The sequence below is a fragment of the Streptomyces sp. NPDC048211 genome (assembly GCF_043202315.1).
Lineage (GTDB): Bacteria > Actinomycetota > Actinomycetes > Streptomycetales > Streptomycetaceae > Streptomyces.
In genome coordinates this window covers 33398-42528 of the sequence record NZ_JBIDAD010000027.1, presented here as the reverse complement: position 1 = coordinate 42528, position 9131 = coordinate 33398, and the positions used below count along the sequence as shown (strand labels likewise).

Annotated in this window: 9 protein-coding genes; 5 read left to right on the top strand and 4 right to left on the bottom strand. The window is 71.2% G+C overall.

Going from position 1 to position 9131, the window contains the following annotated elements; translation table 11 throughout:
• Window positions 1–211: 211 nt before the first annotated feature.
• Window positions 212–1027 carry an alpha/beta fold hydrolase gene (locus tag ACGFZA_RS40965; protein ID WP_393686082.1) on the bottom strand — a complete coding sequence of 272 codons (816 nt, stop codon included), beginning with the start codon at window positions 1025–1027 and terminating at the stop codon, window positions 212–214.
• A gap of 142 nt (window positions 1028–1169) precedes the next feature.
• On the opposite strand from ACGFZA_RS40965, the gene ACGFZA_RS40960 reads away from it, so the two are divergent.
• The 4 genes from ACGFZA_RS40960 to ACGFZA_RS40945 all read left to right on the top strand — a co-directional run bounded on the left by ACGFZA_RS40960 (window position 1170) and on the right by ACGFZA_RS40945 (window position 3779).
• Window positions 1170–1628, top strand: a complete 459-nt coding sequence (locus tag ACGFZA_RS40960; protein WP_393686086.1) for a MarR family winged helix-turn-helix transcriptional regulator — start codon at window positions 1170–1172, stop codon at window positions 1626–1628.
• A 153-nt stretch (window positions 1629–1781) separates the two neighbouring features.
• Window positions 1782–2186, top strand: a complete 405-nt coding sequence (locus ACGFZA_RS40955) for a VOC family protein (RefSeq protein ID WP_393686080.1) — start codon at window positions 1782–1784, stop codon at window positions 2184–2186.
• Between the two features lie 254 nt (window positions 2187–2440).
• Window positions 2441–3010, top strand: a complete 570-nt coding sequence (locus ACGFZA_RS40950; RefSeq protein ID WP_385287074.1) for a PadR family transcriptional regulator — start codon at window positions 2441–2443, stop codon at window positions 3008–3010.
• A complete protein-coding gene (locus ACGFZA_RS40945) occupies window positions 2997–3779 on the top strand; it encodes an SGNH/GDSL hydrolase family protein (protein ID WP_393686077.1) in 783 nt (260 codons plus the stop codon). Before ACGFZA_RS40950 ends, ACGFZA_RS40945 begins: the two co-directional genes overlap by 14 nt.
• Window positions 3780–4064: 285 nt before the next feature.
• Here the strand turns inward: ACGFZA_RS40945 and ACGFZA_RS40940 are convergent, their stop codons facing one another.
• A complete protein-coding gene (locus ACGFZA_RS40940; protein ID WP_393686075.1) occupies window positions 4065–5006 on the bottom strand; it encodes an NmrA family NAD(P)-binding protein in 942 nt (313 codons plus the stop codon).
• 122 nt (window positions 5007–5128) lie between these two features.
• Between ACGFZA_RS40940 and ACGFZA_RS40935 the strand changes: the two genes are divergently transcribed.
• Window positions 5129–5860 carry a TetR/AcrR family transcriptional regulator gene (locus ACGFZA_RS40935; protein WP_393686073.1) on the top strand — a complete coding sequence of 244 codons (732 nt, stop codon included), beginning with the start codon at window positions 5129–5131 and terminating at the stop codon, window positions 5858–5860.
• A 180-nt stretch (window positions 5861–6040) separates the two neighbouring features.
• Here ACGFZA_RS40935 and ACGFZA_RS40930 read toward each other — a convergent pair whose 3' ends face one another.
• Both ACGFZA_RS40930 and ACGFZA_RS40925 read right to left on the bottom strand, forming a co-directional pair.
• Complete coding sequence (locus tag ACGFZA_RS40930) at window positions 6041–7102, bottom strand: YncE family protein (RefSeq protein WP_393686071.1); 1062 nt, start codon at window positions 7100–7102, stop codon at window positions 6041–6043.
• Window positions 7103–7239: 137 nt separating this feature from the next.
• Window positions 7240–9015 carry a hypothetical protein gene (locus tag ACGFZA_RS40925; RefSeq protein WP_393686069.1) on the bottom strand — a complete coding sequence of 592 codons (1776 nt, stop codon included), beginning with the start codon at window positions 9013–9015 and terminating at the stop codon, window positions 7240–7242.
• Window positions 9016–9131: the final 116 nt, after the last annotated feature.

Below are 9131 nucleotides of genomic sequence, written 5' to 3'. Positions count from 1 at the left end.
GGGCCCATCGACGGAGTGATGGGCCCCAACTCCTGGCGAGGCTTCAGCCGCTTCATCAACCAGGACGCATGGGACTGAGACCCCACCCACACCACACCCGGCAAACCCGACAGACGCGCGTGCCGGGCGGTCGCCCGTGTTCCGCACGCTCCTGTCCCGCCGGCCGTGAACGAGGTGTCGGTTCAGGAGCCCGGTCCCCGCGAAGCCGCGGTCAGTCCCGGGTGAGTACGTCCTGAAGCCGTGCCGCGTACGCACGGGGGTGCGTGGTGTTGCCGTTGTGCCCGCCGGGAAAGGCCACGGCTTCCCGCCCCACCAGCCGGGCGAGTCGCTGTGCGCACTGTCCGACGAAGGCCGAGGGCGCGGTGGTGCTGCCGCAGGCGGCGATGATGCGTACGGGCGCTGCCCGCAGCGACTCCGGGGCGAGTTCGGCCTCGGCGACGGCGGTGAAGTCGCGGTCGATGAAGAAGTCGAAGTTGGCGAGTCGGCGCGGGGTGAGCGGCATGGGGGTGAGGCCGGGTTCGGTCTCCTGGTGTGCGGGGTCGATGCCGAGCACTCGGGCGATCTCGGGGAAGGCCGCCTTCAGTCCGCCGTCGCGGTAGGCCTTCTGCAGGTGTGCGAGCTCGGCCAGGTGGCGCTCGCGCTGCCCGGTGGGCAGCAGGGAGGGTGTGACGGGATCGTGCGCGACGAGCCGCTCCAGTTGCCCGGGGTGGGCGATCGCGAGGTGCAGCCCGATGGCGGCACCCATGCTGCATCCGAGCATCAGGGCGGGCTCGGCCGTCAGTTCGGCCAGGATCCGGTGCACGTCGTCGGCGTGCTGCGTCATGCTCACTCGTTGTCCGGCCTCGGCGAGTGTGCTGCGGGACAGGCCCCGACGGTCGTATGTGACCACCGTGTAGCGGTCGACGAGCAGACCGACCAGATCGGTACTGCGGTCGGCGTCGCCCTCACCGCTCTGGGAGACGAGCAGTAACGGGCCGGAGCCGCGGACTTCGTAGTGGAGTGTGGCGCCGTCGGTGGTGAGGAACATCGGACCCCCTGTGTCGGTGTGACAGGCGCGACGGTGCATGCGGCACCGCGCCTGCCACACCGTAGTTCATCTATTTCGATGCATCAATAGAGATGCATCGTTAGTGATGGAGTCGGGTACCATGCGGGGCATGAGTCCCTCGATGTCCCCGGTCCGGCTCTTCCTCCTCGGCCGGACGCTCATGAAGATCGGGGAGGAGGCCCTCCCGGAGCTGCCTGCCTCGGCCGACCAGCACCGCGTCGGCACCCGCGCAGCCCTCGTCGTGCTGAGTGATGTCCTCGGCCACCCGGACACCTCGGTGAGTGCGATCGCGCTGCGCACGGGGCTGCCTCAGAGCCAGGTCTCGGGTGCGGTGGCCCGCCTGAAGGATGCGGGTTCCGTCGTGACGGACCCCGATCCGGCGGACGGCAGGCGGCAGTTGATCCGCACGGCGCTCGACGTGTCCGAGCGGGTTGCCGAGGTGCGGGCGTCCCGGATCGACGACGCGCTGGCCGCCGCCCTCGGTACGGACGAGCCCGAGCGGCTGCGCGAGGTCGTCGAGGCTCTCGACGTGCTGGCCCGTCACCTCACCCCTGAGGCGGTGGGCCGCCTGCGGGGGTGAGGCGGGAGGGCGCGGGGCTCCGGGGGAGTGTCCACTGTCCGCTCGACAGGCCGATGGCGGCGCTCATAGGATCCGCGGGACGACATCGCGTGCCGGTCATCGGCTGGGTGAGGCATGGAGGTGTCCGTGAGATGCCTTCGGAGGCATTCCACCTTGTCTGTCGAGTTGAATCACACGATCGTCCACGCCCGGTCCAACCGGGAATCCGCCGAGTTCCTGGCCCGTCTCCTGGATCTCGACGTAGGCACGGAGTGGGGCCCGTTCATTCCGGTCCCGCTCGGCAACGGCGTCACGCTGGACTTCGCCACCATTGCGGCGGAGTCGATCACCCCGCAGCACTACGCCTTCCTCATCGGCGACGCCGAGTTCGACGCCGCGCTCGGGCGCCTCGAGGCGGCGGGGGTGGCGTACTACGCCGATCCGCACCTTGAGCAGCCGGGCCGGATCAACTTCCACCACGGCGGGCGCGGACTCTATTTCATGGATCCCGCGGGCCACGGTATGGAGATCATCACGCGCCCGTACGGAAGTCACGAAGTGACGCCCGCGGCGCCGTAGGCCGCCCCGCCCCCTTCGCCGCGTCCGCACCGGTCGTGCTGTACGCACCGGGGCTGCTGCGACTCCGCCGGAGCCGCGGCAGCACCGGTCGTTCTCAAGCGGCGGCCGTTCGTGAGAGGTGGCCGTTCCCGAAGGGCGGGACGCGCGAGCACGTACACAAGGAGTTGACTAGTCATATTCTTGAGTACGATGTGTGCTGCGGCCGGTGCCACCCGGCTGACGGGTGAGGGGCGACAGAGGGAGGAGCTGCTTCGATGGCCTTGCGACATGCCGTGCTGGCGGCGCTGATGGACGGCGAGTACAGCGGCTACCAGCTGGCGAAGGCGTTCGACGTCGGTGTGGCGAACTTCTGGCACGCCCTGCCTCAGCAGCTCTACACCGAGCTGGCCAGGCTGGAGAAGGAAGGGCTGGTCGCGGGGCGGCAGGTCGTTCAGGAGACCCGGCCCAACAAGCGGCTCTTCCACGTCACCGACGCCGGACGTGACGAGCTGGAGCGGTTCGCCGCCACTCCCTCGAAGCCGTCCTTCATCCGCGACGACCTTCTCGTCAAGGTCCAGTCCGCCGACCGTATCGGTACCGCGCAGGTGATCGAGCAGCTGGAGGAGCGCGTGTCCGCCGCCGAGGCGAAGATCGAGCTTCTCGACAAGCTGCTGAGGAAGATGCGCGGGGACGCGGACGAGGCGGAGTTCCTCCGGCACGGCGACCGGATCGGGCCGTATCTGACGTGTCTGCGCGGCGTGGCCTTCGAGCAGGGGCACCGCGACTGGTGCCTGCGGACCACCGCCGTGCTGCGCGAGAGGCAGGCGACCCATGCCGAACGGTGAGTACCTGAGGTACGTCGCGCTGGGTGACAGCCAGACCGAAGGGCTCGGTGACGGGGACGACACCGTGGGTCTGCGGGGCTGGGCGGATCGCCTCGCCGAGCATGCCGCGGCCGCCAACCCCGGCCTTCAGTACGCGAATCTGGCCGTTCGAGGACGTGTCGCCGGTCAGGTGCACAGGGAGCAGCTGGGGCCGGCCCTGGCTCTGCGTCCCGACCTGGCCACCGTCGTCGCCGGGGTCAACGACGTGCTCCGGCCGCGGTTCGACGCCGCGGAGGTGGTCGGTCACCTGGAGGAGATGTTCGCCGAGCTGACGGCCGCCGGGGCCCGTGTGGCGACTCTGACCTTCCCCGACGTGGGGAAGGTGGCGCCGGCCGCCCGGCCCCTCAGCTCCCGGGTGGTGGACCTCAACACCCATATCCGTGCTGCGGCGGCCCGTCACGGGGTCGCGGTCGCCGAGATCGACCTGCACCCGGTGGCCACCGATATGCGCCTGTGGAGCGTGGACCGGCTCCACACCAGTTCCCTCGGCCACGCACGGATCGCGGCTGCCGTCGCCCAGGCCCTCGGCCTGCCGGGAAGCGACGACGCCTGGACGCATCCCCTGCCGCCCCAGGCGCTCCCCGGAGGCCTGCGGTCAGCGGCGGCCGAACTGCGGTGGGCGGCCGCCTTCCTCGGCCCCTGGCTCGGGCGCCGGCTGCGGGGTCGTTCGTCCGGCGACGGGCGCACCGCCAAACGCCCGCAGCTTCTGCCCCTGGGCGTCGTTTCCTGAGTGTCGGGGTCGGGGAACATCCGTGTGAGATCGTGCGCTGAGCCTTCGCGGCCCTGATGGCGGCGGCCGAGTCCCTGCCGGATCGACAGGCGGCCCAGTACGGGGACCAGCCGCGGGCGGACGGTTTCGACGTCCGGAATGAGGCCGTCGCCCGGCTCTCCCCGTTCGTCCGGCGCCCCATCGACATGCACGGCCGGTCCTCGGTTCAACCGGGCGGCGGGCAACCAGGTCGTCGAAGCGATCAGATCGCTGACGGATCACCGGGCGGCCAGGCGCGGCCTGCTGCTACGGGGTGCCGAGCACTCCCTGGCGCAGCGCGGTGGCGCCGCCCTCCGAGAGCCAGTCCGCCAGGGTGCGCAGTCCGGGGTGGATGACCCGCAGAGCCTCGATGTCGGCGCGCCAGCGCTGCCCGGAGATCCATCGTTGCCGGGTCTCGGCGATCCCCGGGTTCAGCGCGGCGGCCTCGTCGTGGGTGAGCTGCTCGTAGCGCACAGCGATTCCGGTCGCAGCGCCGATAGCGGCGACCGCCTCGGCCGGGGTCGGGTTGTCACCGGCCAGCTCCAGCGTCCGTCCGGCGAACCGGTCCGGTTGCTCGAAGGCCAGAGCGGCGAACTCGGCGATGTCTTCGAGGGCGATGATCTGGGCAGGCTCGTCCGGCGGAAAGAAATGCCGGTGGACGCCGTCGACGAACCCGTCGAGCCCGATGCCTGGTGTCCCGAGGTAGTTCGTCATGAACCGAACGGGGCGCAGCACGGTCACGAGAGGGATCTGTGCGCGCAGGTACTGCTCGATCCGCCGTTTTCCCGGGGCCGCGAATGCGTCTCCGGAGGTCGAGGCGACACCGGTGAACACCACGTGGCGGACACCTGCGGCCGCTGCCGCGTCGGCCAGGGCCCGGCCGCGGGTGAACTCCAGTTCCGGGTTGCTGCCGGCCGGCCCGTAGGCAACCGGCGGCACGGCGAACAGAGCGGTGGTGCCCTCCAGTGCCGGCGCCAGGCCTGACGGCTCGTCGAAGTCGGCGAGGGCCAACTCGGCACCTGCGTCCGCGAGCGCTGCGGCGGCGGGCGTGCTCGTGTCCCGTACCAGCGCCCGCACCGGTCGGCCGCCGGCCAGCAGCCGTCGTGCTGTCGCGCCGCCCTGCCGGCCGGTCGCGCCGGTCACAGCGACGAGGCCGTCGGCGGAACGCCGGGCCGGGCCGGTGACTGAACGGACGGGTTCGGCAGTCATGTTGTCCCCACTCCTTTCCCCGGGGGCCCGCTTGCTGTGGGCGGGGTGGTGGACCCGGGGATATCTGGAATACTCCAACCCGGTTGAGCCGGGTACACAAGGGGTTTCGTGACATGACTGCAGTGATCAGCGGCGGCGACCGGGCAGACGCCCGCCGCAACCGGGCCAAGGTGCTGTCCGCCGCTGGTGAGGCGTTCGCCGAACAGGGACTCGACGTCCCGCTCGGCGAGATCGCGCGCCGGGCCGGTGTCGGCGCCGGCACCGTGTACCGGCACTTTCCGAACAAACAGGTTCTCCTTGAGGCGGTGTTCACCCGGCACCTGGACGAACTGGTCGCCTCGGGCGAGCGGAGAATGGCCCGATTCGCGCCCACCGAGGCGTTCTTCGGGTTCCTGCTCGACATCGTCGAGAAGTCCCACGGGCGGGGGTACGTATGCGATGTCGTGGCCGCCGACGCGAGCTGGCCGCGTCCGATGCTCGCGGCGTGCGTGCTGCGATTCCGCCGGGTCCTGACCGCGCTGCTCCACGCGGCGCAGCGCGCCGGTGGTGTCCGCGCCGACATCGGCCCCGACGATGTCGTCTCACTCACCGTCGGATGCGCCTCGACGCTCGCTGCCCGCCGCGATCGGCCGGCCGGCCTCAGGCTCGTCCAGCTGACCCTGGACGGTCTGCGCCCTTCCGCTACTGTCACGAAACGACAAGACTTTCGTGATGGCCTCGATATCCGCCAGGAAGCTGTCGCGTGCTGTGAGGAATGCGGAGCTGCGCTCACGGTCCGGCCCACCGGTCGGCCGGTACGTTACTGCGGGGCCACGTGTCGGCAGCGGGCCCGCCGTCGACGCCTCGCGGGCTGAACGGGCCGGAGTCGTGGTCCTCTTGTCGGCCCGCGCGGTGCGATCCGCTCCATGGCGCTGAGCGCCGGGCACCTGGCCGGCTCCGGCGGCGGAGGGCCGGGACGCTGTGCGATGGCGCCGAAGGGGTCCGGCCGGCCGTGCCGGGCGGCGGGCCGGACCCCTTCGGCGAGTGATGAGGGATCAGCGTGCCAGGCGGATGCGGTGCAGCTGGTCCTTGCCGTCGGCGCCCGCGCCGGACTTGTCGACGACGTAGGCGGAGCCTCCGGCGACCTCGACGTGGTTGGGGTTGGCGCCGGTGGCCACGGTCTCCACGACAGCGCCCTTGCGGGGGCTGACGACGGAAAGGGTGGCGTCCGTGCGGTTGACCACCAGCACGTTGCCCGTGCGGGTGTCCGTGGCGACGGACAGCGGACCCGCACCGGTGGCGACGGACTTGGTGACGAGCCCCTTGCGGAGGTCCACGACCGAGACGTCCCCGCCGGTCTGATTGGCGGTGTAGGCGGTGCGGCCGTCCTTGGACAGGGAGACGGAGATCGGTCCGTCACCGGTGGGGATCAGCCGCGGGGCGGCGGAGCGGGTGGTGACCTGGATGATCCGGTCGTTGGTGAGGTCGGCGGCGTAGACGGTGCCGGACTTCTCGTCCAGCGCCAGTCCGGCCGGGCCCGAACCCTCGACCGTGACGCGCTTCTTCTCCTTGAGGGTGCGGCTGTCGAAGGCGACGAGCGTGCCGTCCCCGTAGGAGCTGGCCCACACGGTGTCGTGGCGTTCGTCGACGATGATCTCCCGGGCGTGGGCCACGTTCGGGAGCGTGGCGAGGTGCGCGCCGGTGCGCTGGCTGTAGACGGCGACCGAGTTGTTGCGGGTGTTGGCGGTCCAGACGGTGTTGTGCTCGTCGTCGACCGCCACTCCGTAGACCGCCTCGACCGCGCCGGTGGCCGCGTCGGTGACCGGCGGCGTGTAGGTCGCCTTCACCTTGAGCGTCACCGGGTCCACCTTCGTCAGGGCGGAGTTCGTCACCGGCGGCCGTCCCACCGAAGAGGTGGTCCACAGGACGTGGTTCCGCTCCGAGTAGGAGGACTGGTAGAGGCCGGTGGCGACCGGTGCGGTGGTGACGGCCGAAGCGGCCGGCAGGTTCTGTGCGGTAGCGGTGCCCGTCAGTGCCGCGGTGCTGCCTGCGGCGAGCACGACGGCGATGGCCGCACTGGTTCCGGTGCGACGCAGGCCGCGGGTGGGTGAGGTCATGCTGGGGTCAACTCCCTGAGGGTGTTTCATGGTGATCTGTACTCCTGAAAGTTAACTTAGCCTTACCTAAGTAAGATATTTTCAGGCGTGTGATCTGGACAACAACTCGGCCGAGATGGGGGGTGGTTCGGGAAACGTCAGCCCTGGTCGGGGGCGGGACGCCGGCGACGGACGACGAACAGCGTCGTTCCCGCGGCGCCTGCGGCTCCGCCCACCGCCGCGGCCGCGGCCGACCAGGCGATGGTCGCGTACGAGACGGGGCTCTCCAGCGACGCGGCCGTGGTGGTGAGCGGGGCGGTGTCCGGCGCGGCTTCTGCCGACACCGGGGTGCCGTCCGCTCCGGTCACCTGGAAGTCGACCCTGAGGGTGGTGGCCGGCTCCGGTGCGAGGAAGCGGAGCCAGTGCGCCCCGGTGGGGGTGCCGGCGGGGACGGTCACGTCACCCTCGTACGAACCCTTCGCATCGGCATTCCACTGGCCCAGGATCGCATCGTCGTCGAGCTTGACGGTGACCGTGTGGCCGGCCGGGAACTTCGTCACCGCGAAATGCAGCGTTCCGCCCGCCTGTACCTGATCTGCGGTGATCTCGGCCTTGGCGCCGCGGGAGTCGGAGGCGGCCGCCGGTGCGCCCGACGCCGCCGGTACCGGGGTGGAGGTGCTGCCGGATGTGCCGGCGCCGGTGGCGTAGGCGTCCGCGGAAGTGCCGGTGGTGACGGTGAAGTCCGCCCGGAGGCTCGTCGACGGATTCGGGGCGAGGAAGCGCAGCCAGTGGCCGCCCTTCGTCGCCGAGGCGGGGATCGTCACGGTGCCGGAGAGGGCGCCGGAGGCGTCGATGCCGTCCGGCCACTGCCCGATGATCTCCGAGTCGTCGAGCTTGACGGTGAGTTGCCGGCCGGCCGGGAAGCCGGTCACCCGGAAGGAGACCTTGCCGCCCGCGGCGACCTGCGAGCCCGCCGTGATCGAGGCGGACGCCGCGCCGATGCCCCCGGATCCGCCCGTGGCACCGGAGTCGCCGGCGGCTCCTGTGCCGCCCGTCGTGCCACCGCCGCCCGCCATTCCGCCGGATGCGCCGCCGCTGCCCGCACCGCCGGTGCCGCCCGCGGTTCTCACCGAGAGGTCGGCGCGCAGGCTCGTGGACGGGTTCGGGGCGAGGAAGCGCAGCCAATGCGCCCCCGCCGACGTCGACTTCGGCAGGGTGACGGTGCCGGAGAACGTGCCTGCGGCACTCACTGCGCCCGTCCACTGCCCGATGATCTCGTCGTCGTCCAGCTTGACCGTGACGTTCTGGCCCTTGGCGAAACCGGAGAGGGTGAACGAGACCTTGGCGCCCGCCGTGGCTTCCGGACTGCCCAGCCGGACCGTGGGCTGCGCGGCCGGCGGAGTCACGGTCGCCGTGGGCTTCGGTGTGGGCTTCGTCGTCGCCGTGGCGGTCGGCGTCGGTGTGGGGGATGACGTATCGCCCGTCACCGACAGGTTCTCGCTTCTGACGCTCGTCTGCGGCGCCAGGAACCGTAGCCAGTGCTCGCCGCCCACCGCGGCGTCGGCCGGCACGGTCACGGCGCCCGTGACGCTGCCGTCGTCGCCGACGGGGAACTGCTTGAGGAGCGACGTGTCGTCGAACTTGACGCTGAGGGTGGCGCCGGCGGGGAATCCGGAGGCGGTGAACGGTACTTCGCCACCCGGCTTCACGGTCGCCGTGCCCAGGACGACCGTGGGCGCGGTCGTATCGGCCACGAGGGCGAGTGTGCTCCCGCTCTGCGTGCCACCGCTGCTCGCGGTGGCGAGGGGGACGGCCATGGCGCCGAGGCCGAGCGTCGCACCGGCGGCCAGTGCGGCCATGCGGCTGATTCTGGCGCGGGAAGCGCGCGGGGCCGCTGCGGGGGCGGGGGTGGGGGTGGGTCTGTCGGGGTTCATGGCGGGCTGCTCCAGGCAGGCGGAAGGTGAGGTGGGGACGGGGTGGCTGAGAGCTGCGGAGGCAACGACGGCAGGGCGAAACCTCGTTGAGCAAGAAGTTAGGTGAGCCTAACCTA

Bases quoted from the DNA above. Each gene is read 5' to 3' on its own strand.
- ACGFZA_RS40965 (WP_393686082.1), bottom strand. From the start codon at position 1,027: ATGTTCCTCACCACCGACGGCGCCACACTCCACTACGAAGTCCGCGGC.
- ACGFZA_RS40950 (WP_385287074.1), top strand. From the start codon at position 2,441: ATGGCCTTGCGACATGCCGTGCTGGCGGCGCTGATGGACGGCGAGTAC.
- ACGFZA_RS40940 (WP_393686075.1), bottom strand. From the start codon at position 5,006: ATGACTGCCGAACCCGTCCGTTCAGTCACCGGCCCGGCCCGGCGTTCC.
- ACGFZA_RS40960 (WP_393686086.1), top strand. From the start codon at position 1,170: ATGTCCCCGGTCCGGCTCTTCCTCCTCGGCCGGACGCTCATGAAGATC.
- ACGFZA_RS40930 (WP_393686071.1), bottom strand. From the start codon at position 7,102: ATGACCTCACCCACCCGCGGCCTGCGTCGCACCGGAACCAGTGCGGCC.
- ACGFZA_RS40945 (WP_393686077.1), top strand. From the start codon at position 2,997: ATGCCGAACGGTGAGTACCTGAGGTACGTCGCGCTGGGTGACAGCCAG.
- ACGFZA_RS40925 (WP_393686069.1), bottom strand. From the start codon at position 9,015: ATGAACCCCGACAGACCCACCCCCACCCCCGCCCCCGCAGCGGCCCCG.